General features: G+C 42.9%; 16 protein-coding genes. 11 read left to right on the top strand and 5 right to left on the bottom strand.

Features of this window, described 5'->3' with window-relative positions:
* The first annotated feature begins 70 nt into the window (after positions 1-70).
* Positions 71-307, top strand: a complete 237-nt coding sequence (gene acpP / locus FTT75_RS08005) for an acyl carrier protein (RefSeq protein WP_004646101.1) — start codon at positions 71-73, stop codon at positions 305-307.
* A 185-nt stretch (positions 308-492) separates the two neighbouring features.
* Complete coding sequence (lysM, locus tag FTT75_RS08000) at positions 493-990, top strand: peptidoglycan-binding protein LysM (RefSeq protein WP_005095992.1); 498 nt, start codon at positions 493-495, stop codon at positions 988-990.
* Between the two features lie 110 nt (positions 991-1100).
* On the opposite strand, the gene FTT75_RS07995 is transcribed toward lysM, so the two are convergent.
* Positions 1101-1568: an Lrp/AsnC ligand binding domain-containing protein gene (locus tag FTT75_RS07995; protein ID WP_005095994.1), complete on the bottom strand. Its 468-nt coding sequence runs from the start codon at positions 1566-1568 to the stop codon at positions 1101-1103.
* A gap of 138 nt (positions 1569-1706) precedes the next feature.
* On the opposite strand from FTT75_RS07995, the gene FTT75_RS07990 reads away from it, so the two are divergent.
* From FTT75_RS07990 to FTT75_RS07975, 4 genes are all read left to right on the top strand, one after another.
* Complete coding sequence (locus FTT75_RS07990; protein WP_074384128.1) at positions 1707-2966, top strand: D-amino acid dehydrogenase; 1260 nt, start codon at positions 1707-1709, stop codon at positions 2964-2966.
* Between the two features lie 23 nt (positions 2967-2989).
* Positions 2990-4102 (top strand): alanine racemase, encoded by a 1113-nt coding sequence (gene alr, locus FTT75_RS07985; RefSeq protein WP_180186214.1) that lies wholly within the window; start codon positions 2990-2992, stop codon positions 4100-4102.
* A 45-nt stretch (positions 4103-4147) separates the two neighbouring features.
* On the top strand, positions 4148-4510 hold the full coding sequence (locus FTT75_RS07980) for a RidA family protein (RefSeq protein WP_005172374.1): 363 nt from the start codon (positions 4148-4150) through the stop codon (positions 4508-4510).
* Between the two features lie 151 nt (positions 4511-4661).
* A complete protein-coding gene (locus tag FTT75_RS07975) occupies positions 4662-6101 on the top strand; it encodes an amino acid permease (protein WP_180186213.1) in 1440 nt (479 codons plus the stop codon).
* A 111-nt stretch (positions 6102-6212) separates the two neighbouring features.
* Here the strand turns inward: FTT75_RS07975 and FTT75_RS07970 are convergent, their stop codons facing one another.
* The 4 genes from FTT75_RS07970 to FTT75_RS07955 form a co-directional block, all read right to left on the bottom strand.
* Complete coding sequence (locus FTT75_RS07970) at positions 6213-6533, bottom strand: hypothetical protein (RefSeq protein ID WP_180186212.1); 321 nt, start codon at positions 6531-6533, stop codon at positions 6213-6215.
* Between the two features lie 83 nt (positions 6534-6616).
* Positions 6617-7336, bottom strand: coding sequence for a hypothetical protein (locus tag FTT75_RS07965; RefSeq protein WP_180186211.1), 720 nt, complete (start codon positions 7334-7336; stop codon positions 6617-6619).
* Positions 7337-7685: 349 nt separating this feature from the next.
* The gene (locus FTT75_RS07960; RefSeq protein WP_074384131.1) at positions 7686-8138 is read right to left on the bottom strand and encodes a CopD family protein; all 453 of its coding nucleotides are present in this window, start codon (positions 8136-8138) and stop codon (positions 7686-7688) included.
* A 23-nt stretch (positions 8139-8161) separates the two neighbouring features.
* Positions 8162-9391, bottom strand: coding sequence for a beta-ketoacyl synthase N-terminal-like domain-containing protein (locus FTT75_RS07955; RefSeq protein WP_005096011.1), 1230 nt, complete (start codon positions 9389-9391; stop codon positions 8162-8164).
* Between the two features lie 275 nt (positions 9392-9666).
* On the opposite strand from FTT75_RS07955, the gene FTT75_RS07950 reads away from it, so the two are divergent.
* The 5 genes from FTT75_RS07950 to FTT75_RS07930 all read left to right on the top strand — a co-directional run.
* The gene (locus tag FTT75_RS07950; RefSeq protein WP_100534694.1) at positions 9667-11169 is read left to right on the top strand and encodes an EcsC family protein; all 1503 of its coding nucleotides are present in this window, start codon (positions 9667-9669) and stop codon (positions 11167-11169) included.
* Positions 11170-11323: 154 nt separating this feature from the next.
* Positions 11324-11698: a 30S ribosomal protein S12 gene (rpsL, locus tag FTT75_RS07945; RefSeq protein ID WP_002050319.1), complete on the top strand. Its 375-nt coding sequence runs from the start codon at positions 11324-11326 to the stop codon at positions 11696-11698.
* A 178-nt stretch (positions 11699-11876) separates the two neighbouring features.
* The gene (gene rpsG, locus FTT75_RS07940; RefSeq protein ID WP_004279240.1) at positions 11877-12347 is read left to right on the top strand and encodes a 30S ribosomal protein S7; all 471 of its coding nucleotides are present in this window, start codon (positions 11877-11879) and stop codon (positions 12345-12347) included.
* A gap of 128 nt (positions 12348-12475) precedes the next feature.
* Positions 12476-14611, top strand: a complete 2136-nt coding sequence (gene fusA, locus FTT75_RS07935) for an elongation factor G (protein WP_074384132.1) — start codon at positions 12476-12478, stop codon at positions 14609-14611.
* Between the two features lie 92 nt (positions 14612-14703).
* A partial coding sequence (locus FTT75_RS07930) for a GTP-binding protein (RefSeq protein WP_257220114.1) occupies positions 14704-14944 on the top strand: 241 nt, incomplete at its 3' end.

The following is a 14944-nucleotide window of genomic DNA, read 5'->3' as shown; positions in this document are numbered from 1 at the left end:
CTTTCCAAATTTTTTAGATTCAATTAAACTAACGGCATTAAAAACGCCACAAGCAATGAGGAGAATTCCTGTGAGCGATATCGAACAACGTGTTAAGCAAGCAGTTGCAGAACAACTTGGTATCAAAATCGAAGAGATTAAAAACGAAGCGTCTTTCATGGATGACTTAGGTGCAGATTCTCTAGATCTAGTTGAACTGGTTATGTCTTTCGAAAATGATTTCGACATCACGATTCCTGATGAAGATTCTAACGAAATCACAACTGTTCAATCTGCAATTGACTATGTTTCTAAGAAACTGGGTTAATCGCCGATTTCAGCTTTGCTGAGCATAAAGACCACCCTCTCGGTGGTTTTTTTGTGTCTGCTTTTCACCTAAATGGAAATTTTACAATCGATTACCTTTCTGTCACCAATGACTAACTATGCCTTGGCTATTTTCATTATAAAAATAAGAGTGATATGACATTAACGACAAGAATGGAGTTCCATATGGGTCTTTTTGATTTTGTAAAAGGTATCGGTAAGAAAAATACAGCTGCCGCAGAGCCGCAGGCCGCACCAGCAAATACTACTCCAGCCGCAGCAGCACAGCCCGCAGAGCCTTCTGCCCAAGAAGTCGCAAATAAATTACTTGGTCATGTAAAAGGTCTGGGTCTTCCGATCACTGGTTTATCCATCAGTTATAATTCAACCTCGGATCTGGCCACGGTCAGAGGTCAGGTGCAAAGTCAGGCCGATCGTGAAAAAATTATTCTGGCGGTGGGGAATATTGATCATGTGGCCAAAGTGGATGATCAGCTTACGGTCAGCAGCCCTGAACCGGAAAGCAAATTCTATACGGTAAAATCGGGGGATAGCTTGTCAAAAATCTCGAAAGAATTTTATGGTGATGCCAATCAGTACAATAAGATCTTTGAGGCCAATCGCCCATTGCTCAAAGATGCTGATGATATTTTCCCGGGACAGGTATTGCGTATTCCGGCCTGATTTTTAAGTCGAAAATAAATATCTAAATATCTTGTTCACCATAATGCCCCATTTGGGGCATTATTTTTTTGGAAACAGCTTGAGCGCTGAATGTTGAAAGATAAAAATAATTACCCGCCAAGATCCAGATAGAGACTTTCTTTTACTTCCTCCATGACCACATAACTATGTGAGGAAGCAGAAGCAGGTAATTTTTTTAGCAAATCGCCTAACAGACGCCGATAGGCACTCATCTCTTTGAGACGTGCCTTGACCAGATAATCAAAGTCACCGGAAATCAAATGACATTCCAGTACTTCTGGAATTTCGGTCAGATTACGCGCCACCTGATCAAATACATCACCCGATTTTGCAGAAAGCTTAATCTCCAGAAAGACCAGCAAATTGCGTTCTAGCAGTTCCGGATTTAAGCGCGCGTAATAACCCATGATAATGCCTTCGCGCTCCAGCCGTTTTACCCGTTCTGAACAGGGTGTGGTTGACAGGTTCACACGTGCTGCCAGCTCACTAATGGCAATCCGGCCATCGCGTTGCAAGATATCCAGAATCATGCGATCAATGCGGTCTAATTTACGCATCAATATTTCCCTCTTTTTTTTAATTCTGCCCGAAAAAAATGTTTATTTCACTAAATATATCGTCTCAATATAGTTAAATTCACTATTGATCCAAAAATATACTAGTTAAATCAACTAGAAAAATTTGAGGGTAGTAAGATGCGCGTTTTGGTCTTAGGCAGTGGTGTAATCGGTGTGGCGAGTGCCTACTATCTGGCGCAGCAGGGTGCGGAAGTTACAGTGCTCGACCGTCAAACCGGGCCGGCTGAAGAAACCAGTTTTGGCAATGCCGGACAAATTTCTCCGGGCTATTCGACGCCATGGGCAGCACCAGGCATTCCATTTAAAGCAGTGAAATGGATGTTCCAGCATCATGCACCTTTGGCCATTAATTTAGATGGCAGTATGTGGCAGTTGAACTGGATGGCACAAATGCTGAAAAACTGTAATCCAGCCAGCTATGCGATTAACAAAGAACGTATGACTCGTGTGGCTGAATATAGCCGTGACTGTTTACGTGAATTGCGTAAAGAAACCGGGATCAGCTATGAGCACCGTTCTAAAGGTACTTTGCAAGTCTTTCGTAACGAAGCGCAATTAGAGATGGTGCAACGTGATATTGCGGTATTGCGAGAATGCGGCGTACCGCATGAATTGTTGTTGGGCGCTGATCTGGCCAAAGTTGAGCCAGCCCTAGCACATGCCCAAGATAAACTGGTGGGCGGCTTGCATTTACCCAATGATGAGACAGGCGACTGTTATTTATTTACCAATGCCTTAGCCAATGTTGCCAAAGAATTGGGCGTGCAGTTTAAATTTAACCAAAATGTTGAGCGTTTGGTGATTGAAGGCGATGAAATTAAGGGTGTCGTGGTCAATGGTGAAGTGCTGACGGCTGATAAATATGTATTGGCATTCGGTAGTTATTCGCGTGATTTCTTAAAACCTTTGAATCTGGATTTGCCGGTTTATCCAGTCAAAGGCTATTCACTGACCATTCCAATTGTTGATGCCAACTTTGCACCACAATCTACGGTGCTGGATGAAACCTATAAAATTGCCATTACGCGTTTTGACCAGCGGATCCGTGTTGGCGGCATGGCCGAACTAAGTGGATTTAACCACAATTTGAAAGACAATCGCCGTGCCACTCTGGAAATGGTCACTCAGGAATTGTTCCCAGGCGGGGATCTGGCAGAAGCGAGTTTCTGGACCGGTTTACGTCCAATGACCCCAGACAGTACCCCGATTATTGGTGTAACGCGTTTTAAAAATCTGTTCCTGAATACTGGACATGGCACCCTGGGTTGGACCATGGCCTGTGGTTCGGGCAAGTTAATCAGTGACATTGTGTTGAATCATAAAACCGAAATCAGCACTGAAGGACTTTCACTCGGACGTTATTCACACGCGGCCTAAATTGCTGTTTCAAGGAAGAAGCTATGCCACGCCCAATTCAAGCTGTAGTGCACTTAGATGCATTGCAGCATAACCTGAAGATCGCCAAAGCCGCAGCGCCAAATGCAGAAGTCTATGCTGTGGTTAAAGCCAATGCCTATGGTCATGGTATTGAGCGAGTCTATTCAGTATTTCAATCAGCCGATGGTTTTGCCTTGCTGGATTTGGCTGAAGCGCAGCGTCTGCGTGCGCTCGGTTGGCAGGGCAAAATTTTACTGCTCGAAGGAATTTTTGCTGTAGACGATTTAGACGTCTGTGCTGCATTAGATTTAAGTTTTAGTCTACATAGCCAGCATCAAATCACCTGGTTAACGCAGTTTCAGCAGATCAATCCAGACGCAAAATTTGATGTGTACTTAAAACTTAACAGCGGTATGAACCGTTTGGGTTTTCAGGCCCACGAATATACGGATATTTTTAAGCAAGTCCAGGCACTGGGCAATGTACGCTCAGTTAGCCATATGACGCATTTTTCCGATGCAGATGGTCAGCGCTTTGGCCAGAACGGCATTGATTATCAATATTCAATGTTCACGCAAATCACTGGGTCTTTAGCCGGAAAAACTTCTGTCAGTAATAGTGCAGCCATCCTGCGCCATCATCACTATATTCAATCCGACATTGTGCGTAGTGGCATCATGCTGTATGGCAGTTCGCCTGACTATCCTGACCATACTATTGATGACTGGAATCTGCAGCCCGGCATGAGCCTGCGCAGTGAAATCATTGCGATTCAGTATATTCAGGCTGATGAAAGTGTGGGTTATGGTTCTAACTTCGTTGCGGAGCAGGCGATGCGCATTGGTGTAGTGGCATGTGGATATGCCGATGGGTATCAGCGCATTTCAGCAACAGGTACACCAGTTCTGGTGGATTCAGTGCAGACTCAAGTTCTTGGTCGGGTCAGTATGGATATGCTTACCGTCGATCTGACCGCTGTCCCTCAGGCGACTGTGGGGAGTGAAGTGGTGCTTTGGGGGAAATCTTCGCAAGGTGAAATTTTATCAATTGATGAGGTCGCGGCCGGTTCAGGAACCGTAGGCTATGAATTGATGTGTGCGATTACGGCTCGTGTACCGGTTTGGATTGAAAGCTAAAACTAAATATTGACCAAATAACGGAAGAAATTGAGAGGACATATGATGATGGAACACACCGATATCCAGCGTATTAACAGCAATCAGGTCATGAGTGCTGTCACCATTCACAACCAGACCGTGTATGTATCAGGGCAGGTGCCGGATAGCACCCGTCAGGATATTAGCGGTCAAACGCAGGAAGTGTTGACGAAAATTGATCAGCTGCTCAAGCTGGCAGGAACAGACAAAAGCCGACTGCTGTCGGCACAACTATTTGTGAAAAATCTGGAAGATTTTCAAACCGTGAACCAGATCTGGATTCACTGGTTGCAAGGACAGGGAACTCCGGCACGTGCCACCATTCAGGCAGATCTGGTCAATCCTGACTGGCTGATTGAAATTGCAGTGATTGCAGCACAGGCTTGAGTTGTTTTGATTTTTATATCTCCCAACTCAATTTTGTAAGGACATCAGCTCCGGTCATTTAGCTTTTTAAATGGAACTTCATCTGCATTCAGGATTTCAGGAAGAAATCCGATCAGATGGGCAAGGGTCTGATGCGAAAAAGGAACTAAACATGAATACAACATCCGCTAAAGATGACGCAGCGCCGTCGCAACATGAGCTACAACGCAAGCTATCCAATCGGCATCTGCAGTTAATTGCCATTGGTGGTGCAATTGGTACCGGTTTATTTATGGGATCGGGTAAAACTATCTCTTTGGCCGGCCCTTCAATTTTATTTATTTATATGATTATTGGCTTTATGTTTTTCTTCCTGATGCGCGCATTGGGTGAGATATTGTTGGCTAATTTACATTACAAATCATTTATTGATATGGCACGCGACCTGATTGGTCCGGGCGCGGCCTATTATATTGGCTGGTCTTATTGGCTTGGTTGGGTTCTGGTCGGGATTGCCGATTTAGCAGCGATTATTAATTATCTGAGTTTCTGGTTGCCTGAGGGTGTGGCCTTTACCCCCATCGGGCAGGCATTGATCAGTGTCGGCTGTGTATTGCTGGTTCTGGGTTTGAACTTGCTGACGGTCAAACTGTTTGGTGAAATTGAATTCTGGTTTGCCCTGATTAAGATTTTAGCCATTTTAGGCCTGATCTTTATTGGCGGCTTTATGGTGTTGAACCAGTTTCAAGCACCAGATGGCAGTACTGCAAGCTTTAGCCATGTCTGGTCGGGTGGTATGTTTCCCAAAGGTGCGGATGGCTTCCTGGCAGGCTTCCAGATTGCCTTATTCGCCTTTGTCGGTGTGGAATTGCTCGGTACGATGGCAGCTGAAACCAAAGATCCTGAGAAAAATTTACCTAAAGCCGTCAATGCGATTCCGACGCGTATTATCTTGTTCTATGTGTTGTCATTGTTTGTAGTGATGTCAGTGACTCCATGGGCTAAAATTCCTGCGGATCAAAGTCCTTTTGTCAGCTTATTCATGCATGCCGGTATTGGTGCGGCGGCGATCATCATGAATCTGGTGGTTTTGTCATCCGTCATGTCTTCCATGAATAGTGGTGTATTCTCCACCAGTCGTATGCTTTTCGGATTGGCGCGTGGTCAACAGGCACCTGCCGCTTTGGCGCATCTATCGAAACGTTCTGTACCAGCCAAGGGTTTAATGTTCTCATGTGCCTTTATTATGGCTGGTGCAGCTTTGCAGTACTTTGTGCCCAATACCCTGGAAGCTTTTACTTTAGCGACGTCGCTGTGCGTGATTTTGTTTATTAGTATTTGGAGCTTAATTATGGTGTGTTATCTACGCTACCGTAAATTACGCCCTGAACAGCATGCCAACTCCACCTTTAAAATGCCGGGCGGGGTATGGATGAGCTATATCGTACTAACTTTTCTGGCTTTCGCTCTGGTCATTTTAAGTTTGGAGCCAGATACATTCAATGCATTAAAAATCAGTCCATTATGGTTGATTGTTTTGGCAGTAACTTATTATGTACTGTATCGGCCGCGTGTCGCAGCCGCGAGAAAAGCGGCATTAGAAACACAATGAAATAGCTCAAAAAAATCCCCGCCTGATCGGGGATTTTTTTATTGTAAGCAGAATAATTTGTGAATCATCCTTCCTCTATTTTCTAAAAAAGCCAAATCATCATTCAGATAATTAAAGTTGAGGAACACAGCGCTGATAAAATTTACTTTGATTGGATGTATATTCGAAATAAATTAAACAGGTATAAATACATAGAATAAATAATGCAACCCTTGCTACTGGCGAAACAAACAAAGATGATAAAAGGATGATGAGCAAACACGGGATTATCCATACCAATACACGTTTCTTTTTTTGTTTTACAACGACTTGAATTTCCTGATTTGACATTGGTTTAGTCTGATTTTTCCACAATTCGATTTTTATTGGCTCATTGCTAAACTTAAGTTGTCGGTATTCACTATAAGCGGGCTGTAAGGCATCATGCTTCATAAAAAAATCCGAATATGAGGCAAAAATATAATTTTCGATCTGCTCTAAACTTGGTGATGCTGTGCTAACACTAAAATCCTGATTCAAATCTTGAAAGACAAGCTGAAAATTTCCAGCGTATTCATTGCGGATAAAATGAATCGATAACATGGATTCTGGATAAAAATAACTTGGGTGCAGTAGATAATTTTCATGCCGTTGCCACAGTGGGTGTTTGTGGAATTATGGGTGAAAATTGGCAATTCGTCAGGGTTGGGATGATAAGCACGTATTTGTAAAATAAGAGCTAAATCAGGTGTAAGGCACACTTCAACTGATTGACCTACAAGTTGTTCAGGTTTAACTTCTATGGGTTGTAAAATTAAGAAATCGGGATAGCGAATATTAAAAGTCTTTTTATGGGTTTCATTTTTTAAATCATAAAATTTAAGTTCAATATTAAGCTGCTTTAATTTGGGATCATATTTTGAAACTTTGGTGATCTTGCCAAATGTCTTGAGGTATTGGTCGGAATATTGTTTTCGTGTTTTTCGAGCATATAGCCATAGATACAAACCCTCTATTTCATTTAATGTAAACAGCCCAAGAAAAAGTACAGAAATAGTTAGTTGTGGATTATTAGAATTCCATACAAGATAAATCGCGCCAATAGCAAAAATCCAATGAAAGCGAGCTTTTATTTTTTGATGAAGCTTAAGCTTTGGGCCATGCAATTTTTTAAAGTTTTTCACAGCATCTGAATATAATTTTTGAGCTTCAGGTGTTGAGGCTGTTTTAATTTCTGCGGATGGAAAGTTCTGCATAATTGACCTTTTATTTTTCATGATCTTGTTTTTGTGTTAGCTAAAGGAAAGAATCCGTTCAGAAATATCCAGATTACTCTTTTTTTATTGTGTACATGAGTCTGATTTCATTTTTATAGTATTTTGATTTTTAAGATATTATATTAAAAATTGAATAAAAATAAAGTAATCAAGTTTTCAAAATACAGGTAATTTTCTCAAAAAGAGGAAGAGTTATGTATAGTGCAGTCATTTCCAAGACACAAACTTTCTGAATTGAATCTTAAAATGGACAGCTGTGTGCAGATTTAAATATTCAGACATAAAAAATCCCCGACTGATCGGGGATTTTTTTGATTGCGTGGGTGAATTAGAAAGTAGGTTTAACTACGACTAAAATCACCACTGCAAATAAGATCAGGGTTGGCATCTCATTAAAATAACGCCAAAACTTGTGTGACTTGTAATGGGCATTTTCCATCAGTTTTTTGCGGTAATAGCCACATACCAGATGATAAATCACCAATAAACCCACCAGACCCACTTTCAGGTAAAACCATACAGCTTCATGATAGTGACGTGTTGCATCACCCCAATCGACCAGAAAGTGCGCTGTAATGAGGGTGGCCAGCATGGCAGGCCACATGATGCCACGATACAGCTTACGTTCCATCACCTGAAAACGCGCGTGGCTTACGGCATCTTCGCTCATGGCATGGTAAACATACAGCCGTGGCAAGTAGAACAACGCAGCGAACCAGCACACCACAGCAATAATATGTAATGCTTTTACCCAAAGGAAAGCATCAGAAGGAGCATCCATCAAGTCACCCTAAAATGGGCGGCTTAGCCTTCCCATTTTTTGAAGATGAGACAAGCATTTACGCCGCCGAAACCGAAACTGTTACTCATCACAGTATTCAATTTTGCGTCACGTTTTTCAAGCACGATATCAAATGGTTTTGCGCCTTCATCCAGCTCGGTCACGTTAATGTTTGGAGCAATAAAGTCATTTTGCATCATCAGGATCGAGTAAATTGCTTCCTGAACGCCAGCAGCACCCAGGCTGTGACCAGTCATAGACTTGGTTGAGCTCAGTGGTGGAACTTTATCTTCACCAAATGCACGTGCCATCGCTTGAAGCTCGGTCACGTCACCAGCAGGTGTAGATGTACCATGAGTATTCACATAATCAATCGATTCAACACCATGTTGTTTGGCTTCTTCAAGTGCCATCAGGATACAGCGTGTAGCCCCTTCGCCACTTGGTGCAACCATATCTGCACCATCCGAGTTGGCCGCATAGCCCACCACTTCAGCCAAGATGTTTGCACCACGTGCTTGTGCATGCTCAAGTGACTCAAGCACCACAAAACCGCCACCACCGGCAATCACGAAGCCGTCACGGTCAGCAGAGTACGGACGAGATGCAGTTTCAGGCGTGTCGTTGTATTTAGAGCAAAGCGCACCCATCGCATCAAACAATAAGCTTTGTGACCAGTGATCTTCTTCACCGCCACCAGCCAGCATCAAATCTTGTTTGCCCAGTTGGATCAGGTTATAAGCATAACCAATGGCATCGGCAGAGGTTGCACATGCACTGGTAATGGTATGTGCTACACCTTGCAGTTTAAAAGCGACACCGACGTTTGCAGTAATGGTGTTGGTCATATTGCGTGGTACAAAGAAAGGGCCAATTTTACGCGCACCTTTGGTATCTAGAAGTTCTTTCATTTCAACCACTGAGGCAGTTGAACCACCACCTGAACCACCGGCAATACCATAGCGTGGATTATTTGCCAGATCTTCTTGTTTTAAACCGGCATGTTCAACTGCAGCAAGTGCCGAATTGTAGGCATACATTGCGCATACGCCCATAAAGCGTTTGAGTTTACGGTCAATACCGTCGAAATCCTGTTCGGCCGCAGCACTCACATGGCTTTTGAAATTGAGTTCAGCATAAGTCGGATTAAAACGTGTTCCTGAAATCCCATTTTGTAAAGAATGGTTTACATCCTCTAATGTATTACCAATACACGAGTTAATACCCATGCCAGTGATGACAACACGTTTCATCTACAGATCCTTATAGTTTAGCTCTACGTCCAGTGGCAGAAAATGGGCTATATAAAATCGCCAAATCCGGCCTCTAGCCTTATTTCATGATGGAGAACATGATAGCAGAAAGACTTTTGAAATCTTATGGCAAATGTTATGCCGTGTGACAGTCGGTTGGGTTTGTGAGTCGGCATGTAGGGATTTTACTAAATGACACAGAATAAAGTTGAGATAAATGCTGACTACACCTAGTATTTATATCAAATACAAGCACGTGAATGCTGAGGTAAAAAATGGTAAATGCTAATAATAAACAATCTAATGGTCTGATTTCGAATGCCTTTGGAGTGGCGAAAAAGTTCAGTTCAACCGGATTGGATTTATTGAATCATGTTGCACCAGACTCGGTGACGAAAGCACTTAAGCCGTCAAATTCCGGTCAGGTGATTGACGGTTCGGCGAAGACAAAAAGCGTTTTTTCGGCTAAAAAATATGATAATCCACAGCAAATGCTTCGTGAACATCTGCCAAATGTATCTCGCCAACTTCTAGGACACCGTTTTAATACCGTCAATAACGTGGCACATTTTGTTTCTCCTGAACTGACGGAGAAAGTATCAGACTATTTTTATGACCGCCTTAACCAGTTTAGTAACCAGAGCAGTTCGGTCGATGCCATTCTGAATGAAGCGGGAGCAAAAGACTTGGAAGAGTTGACTCAGGATGTCAATCGTTCTAAACGAATTTCACAGGCTTTGGGTGAGCAAAACAAATGGATTGCAACGGTACAGGGTGCAATCAGCGGTGCTTCTGGGGTGCTTGGTACAGCGATTGATATTCCGGCTTCTTTGTTAATGGCGCTACGTACCATTTATCAGGTCGGTCGCTCTTATGGTTTTGACCTGAGCAAAGAAGATGATCAGGAAATCGTACAACATATTTTTAGACAGCTAGACCTTGGCCTGATTGCTGAAAAGCAGACCTTATTATTGGGCTTAAAAGCGCTGAGTAATACAATTAAAACCCACGATATTTCCCAGCTTCAGACCATGCTAGGTTCTGATAATGATATGACTGCCATAAAGCAATGGTTAAACAACCATGAAGGCGAGGCGAAATGGGAATGGGTGAACAATCTGCCAAAAATTTCTATTTTAGAAAAATTAACGAAATTGACACCATTGGCAAGTGCTGGAATCGGAGCAGTTTATAGTCACCGTTTTGTTGATGATGTAAATCAGAAAGCTCAAGAAGCTTTCTCACATGCTCGACAATATCTGATTCAGCATCAAGATTCGCAATTGTCTCCCTATGCGGCCTATGAAAAAGCAGTCAATTTATTGCAACAGGCTGCACCTAAATTATTAGACAGTTCATCTCAGTCGATCGAGGCGCCAAAAGACGAGCCAATTCTGGATCAGGATATTGCAATTGAAGGCAATGATACAATTACTCAGGTCAAACTGGTTAAGAAAGAAAAGAATGATCTCAGTTCTGAAGAAGCTGAAGTGAAAAAAGATGAAAAAGTCAGTGAAGGTCTAGATGCCCTCAGTGATGAATTGGTTGAACCTGTGGCAGATAAACAATCGCAACAGCCTGCTTTAACCAAAACTTCTTTTGATCCTGACGTGGAAGCAGAGATACAAGCAGATAATACTGCTGAAAATGAATCGGAGACCGTGGAAAATGAGGGGCTAGAGGGGCAGGAGGATCCTGATTCTGCATCTGAAACAGCCTCAACAACATCTAAAGCTCAAGATGTTACAAAAAAAACTGCGAAGAATCCGAAAAAGTAAATGAATTCTGAGAGAAAATAGCAGCATAGCGTATAGTTGTTATTATATTTGGTCGACCTGAGCAGGTTGACCAATTTTACATCTTGAATTACAATTGCATGCCCTCAAAAAGCAGTATGTTTTTGGGGCTTTTTATTAACGGGAGAATTGCCAAATGGCAACAACAAATCAGTTGATCCGTAAGGGTCGTACGACTTTAGTTGAAAAATCTAAAGTTCCTGCGTTGAAGGCTTGTCCACAGCGCCGTGGTGTTTGTACACGTGTTTACACAACTACACCTAAAAAACCTAACTCAGCAATGCGTAAAGTTTGCCGTGTTCGCTTAACTTCAGGTTTTGAAGTTTCTAGCTACATCGGTGGTGAAGGCCATAACCTGCAAGAGCACAGTGTTGTTCTTATCCGTGGTGGTCGTGTTAAAGACTTACCAGGTGTACGTTACCATACCGTTCGTGGTTCTTTAGACTGTGCTGGTGTTAAAGATCGTAACCAGTCTCGTTCTAAATACGGTACTAAACGTCCTAAGAAATAATTCGTCGAGAATTAAATTTTAAGAACGTAGAACCGCAATCCTTTATCGTCTCGCTTGTCTGATTTCTGCATTTAATTTTGTGAAATTCAAGCGACGTGTAGTAAGGCCAGCGAATGCACATGACACTTTGTGCTCATGCTGGATAAACCTGAAGTGTCATCTTTATAGGTAGTTTAAAATGCCAAGACGTCGCGTAGTCGCTGCTCGTGAAATCCTTCCGGATCCTAAGTTCAGCAGCCAAACAATCGCTAAATTCATGAACCACGTAATGCAAGATGGTAAAAAATCTATTGCTGAAAGTATCGTTTACGGTGCTTTAGACCGCGTTCAAGAAAAATCTAAAGTAGACCCAGTTGAATTTTTCGAGACTACTCTTGAAAAAGTTCGTCCTATGGTCGAAGTAAAAGCACGCCGTGTTGGTGGTGCTACATACCAAGTACCTATGGAAGTACGCCCATCCCGTCGTACTGCCCTAGCTATGCGTTGGTTAGTAGATGCTGCTGCTAAGCGTTCTGAAAAAACTATGGCTTTACGTCTTGCTGGCGAGTTGCTTGATGCATCTGAAGGCAAAGGCGCTGCGGTTAAGAAACGTGAAGATGTGCACCGTATGGCTGAAGCCAACAAAGCATTCTCTCACTACCGTTTCTAAGCAGATAAAACAGGCCCTATTCAGGAAAGTGCTAAAACCGTCATGGTTTTGTCACCAAAGCGCTTTAAGTTGCTATGCAGCTTAAAGCGTCCTGTTTTAAACAACAAAATTTAGGAATGCTAGAAATCATGGCACGTCAAACCCCAATTTCTCGTTACCGTAACATTGGTATTTCTGCGCACATTGACGCAGGTAAGACAACCACTTCTGAACGTATTTTGTTCTACACAGGTGAGAGCCATAAACTTGGTGAAACTCACGAAGGTTCGGCAACTACGGACTGGATGGAACAAGAGCAAGAACGCGGTATTACCATTACCTCAGCAGCTGTAACATGCTTCTGGAAAGGTATGGCGAACCAGTTCGAACAACACCGTATTAACGTAATTGACACCCCGGGACACGTTGACTTCACGATTGAAGTTGAGCGTTCTATGCGTGTTCTTGACGGTGCGTGCATGGTTTACTGTGCTGTAGGTGGTGTTCAGCCTCAGTCAGAAACGGTATGGCGTCAAGCAAATAAATATAAAGTTCCACGTATTGCGTTCGTTAACAAAATGGACCGTACTGGCGCGAACTTCTTCCGCGCAGTTGAACAAGTTAAAACACGTCTTGGCGGTAATCCAGTGCCAATCGTTGTTCCAATCGGCGCAGAAGAAAACTTCCAGGGTGTTATTGACCTGATCGAAATGAAAGCAATCATTTGGGATGAAGCATCTCAAGGTATGCAATTCGAATATGGCGACATCCCTGCTGACTTAGTTGCTACTGCTGAAGAATGGCGTACTAACATGGTTGAAGCTGCTGCGGAAGCATCAGAAGAACTCATGGACAAGTACCTAGAAGGCGAAGAGCTAACTAAAGAAGAAATCGTTGCTGGTATCCGTAAGCGTACATTGGCAAACGAAATTCAACCGATGCTTTGTGGTTCGGCATTCAAAAACAAAGGTGTTCAACGTATGTTGGATGCTGTAATTGAATTCTTGCCAGCACCGACTGACGTTGAAGCGATCAAGGGTATCCTTGACGACAAAGACGAATCTGAAGGTTCTCGTGAAGCGTCTGACGAAGCTCCGTTCTCTGCACTTGCATTCAAAATTATGAATGACAAATTCGTAGGTAACTTGACTTTCGTTCGTGTTTACTCAGGTGTTCTTAAAGCGGGTAGCCCGTGTTATAACCCAGTAAAAATGAAGCGTGAGCGTGTTGGCCGTATCGTACAGATGCATGCGAATGACCGTAAAGATATCGAAGAAATTCGTGCGGGCGACATCGCGGCATGTGTAGGTCTTAAAGACACAACGACTGGTGATACATTATGTGATGAAAACCACGTAATTACACTAGAGCGTATGGAATTCCCTGAGCCAGTAATTGCACTTGCAGTTGAGCCTAAAACTAAAGCTGACCAAGAAAAAATGTCAGTTGCTTTAGGTCGTTTGGCGAAAGAAGATCCATCATTCCGCGTACGTACTGATGAAGAATCAGGTCAAACCATTATTGCTGGTATGGGTGAACTTCACCTTGACATCATTGTTGACCGTATGAAGCGTGAATTCGGTGTTGAAGCCAACATTGGTAAACCAATGGTTTCTTACCGTGAAACGATCAAAAAGTCAGTTGAACAAGAAGGTAAATTCGTACGTCAAACTGGTGGTAAAGGTAAGTTCGGTCACGTATACGTACGTCTAGAACCGCTTGCTGAAGACGCTGGTAAAGACTACGAATTTGTTGAAGAAGTTGTAGGTGGTGTAGTACCTAAAGAATTCTTCGGCGCGGTTGACAAGGGTATCCAAGAACGTATGAAGAATGGTGTACTTGCTGGTTATCCAGTAGTGGGCATCAAAGCGACATTGTTCGACGGTTCTTACCATGATGTCGATTCTGACGAATTATCGTTCAAAATGGCAGGTTCTTACGCATTCCGTGATGGTTTCATGAAAGCAGATCCAATCTTGCTTGAACCAATCATGAAAGTTGAAGTAGAAACTCCAGAAGACTACATGGGCGATATCATGGGTGACTTAAACCGTCGTCGTGGTATGGTTCAAGGTATGGACGATCTTCCTGGTGGTACTAAAGCCATTCGTGCTGAAGTTCCATTGGCTGAGATGTTTGGTTACGCAACTCATATGCGTTCTATGTCTCAAGGTCGTGCGACTTACTCTATGGAATTTGCTAAATATGCTGAAACTCCACGTAACGTGGCTGAAGGCATCATTTCTAAGTTCCAGTCTGGCGGTAAAAAAGGTGACGACGAGTAATCTTTCGATTACTATAAGCCCAAACTAATTCATAGTTAAACCCAAGTGCTCATGCAGTGATCCTGCATGAGTAGTTTAAAAAGGAAGATCTCATGGCTAAGGCTAAGTTTGAACGTAATAAGCCACACGTTAACGTGGGCACAATTGGTCACGTCGACCATGGTAAAACAACTTTAACAGCTGCGATTGCAACTGTATGTGCGAAGAAATTCGGTGGCGAAGCGCGTGATTACGCTGCAATCGACTCTGCACCAGAAGAAAAAGCACGTGGTATTACAATTAATACTTCACACGTAGAATACGATTCTCCAACTCGTCACTACGCTCACGTAG

It is taken from the genome of Acinetobacter sp. YH01008 (assembly GCF_013420435.1).
Classification (GTDB): Bacteria; Pseudomonadota; Gammaproteobacteria; order Pseudomonadales; family Moraxellaceae; genus Acinetobacter; species Acinetobacter pseudolwoffii.
The sequence above is the reverse complement of the archived record's forward strand: the minus strand, read 5'-3'. Positions and strand labels throughout refer to the sequence as shown.

Bases quoted from the DNA above. Each gene is read 5' to 3' on its own strand.
- lysM (WP_005095992.1), top strand. From the start codon at position 493: ATGGGTCTTTTTGATTTTGTAAAAGGTATCGGTAAGAAAAATACAGCT.
- FTT75_RS07995 (WP_005095994.1), bottom strand. From the start codon at position 1,568: ATGCGTAAATTAGACCGCATTGATCGCATGATTCTGGATATCTTGCAA.
- FTT75_RS07990 (WP_074384128.1), top strand. From the start codon at position 1,707: ATGCGCGTTTTGGTCTTAGGCAGTGGTGTAATCGGTGTGGCGAGTGCC.
- alr (WP_180186214.1), top strand. From the start codon at position 2,990: ATGCCACGCCCAATTCAAGCTGTAGTGCACTTAGATGCATTGCAGCAT.
- FTT75_RS07980 (WP_005172374.1), top strand. From the start codon at position 4,148: ATGATGGAACACACCGATATCCAGCGTATTAACAGCAATCAGGTCATG.
- FTT75_RS07975 (WP_180186213.1), top strand. From the start codon at position 4,662: ATGAATACAACATCCGCTAAAGATGACGCAGCGCCGTCGCAACATGAG.
- FTT75_RS07970 (WP_180186212.1), bottom strand. From the start codon at position 6,533: ATGAAGCATGATGCCTTACAGCCCGCTTATAGTGAATACCGACAACTT.
- FTT75_RS07965 (WP_180186211.1), bottom strand. From the start codon at position 7,336: ATGCAGAACTTTCCATCCGCAGAAATTAAAACAGCCTCAACACCTGAA.
- FTT75_RS07960 (WP_074384131.1), bottom strand. From the start codon at position 8,138: ATGGATGCTCCTTCTGATGCTTTCCTTTGGGTAAAAGCATTACATATT.
- FTT75_RS07955 (WP_005096011.1), bottom strand. From the start codon at position 9,391: ATGAAACGTGTTGTCATCACTGGCATGGGTATTAACTCGTGTATTGGT.
- FTT75_RS07950 (WP_100534694.1), top strand. From the start codon at position 9,667: ATGGTAAATGCTAATAATAAACAATCTAATGGTCTGATTTCGAATGCC.
- rpsL (WP_002050319.1), top strand. From the start codon at position 11,324: ATGGCAACAACAAATCAGTTGATCCGTAAGGGTCGTACGACTTTAGTT.
- rpsG (WP_004279240.1), top strand. From the start codon at position 11,877: ATGCCAAGACGTCGCGTAGTCGCTGCTCGTGAAATCCTTCCGGATCCT.
- fusA (WP_074384132.1), top strand. From the start codon at position 12,476: ATGGCACGTCAAACCCCAATTTCTCGTTACCGTAACATTGGTATTTCT.